Genomic DNA, 253 nt, shown 5'->3' with positions numbered 1-253 from the left:
CCGGTGGTGTCATAGACCTGCTCGACCGGATCTGTCTTGGGATCTTTGTGGTGGAGCTGGCGTTGAAACTGGTGGCGCAGGGCGCGGGGTTCTTTCGCCGTCCCTGGAACCTGTTTGATTTCGTGATTGTCGCCATTTCATTGATCCCTGCGGCCCAGGGCCTGTCGGTGTTGCGCGCCCTGCGTATTCTGCGGGTGTTGCGGGTGCTGTCGGCCGCGCCGCGCCTGCGCCGGGTGGTCGAGGGGTTCATCAC

General features: G+C 63.6%; 1 protein-coding gene. It reads left to right on the top strand.

Features of this window, described 5'->3' with window-relative positions:
• Window positions 1–253: ion transporter (locus Q4528_RS14885; protein WP_303522449.1), on the top strand; the 253-nt coding region annotated here is incomplete at both ends.

The sequence above is a fragment of the Staphylococcus pasteuri genome (assembly GCF_030547725.1).
GTDB lineage: Bacteria > Bacillota > Bacilli > Staphylococcales > Staphylococcaceae > Staphylococcus > Staphylococcus pasteuri.
This window is presented reverse-complemented; position numbering and strand designations above follow the sequence as displayed.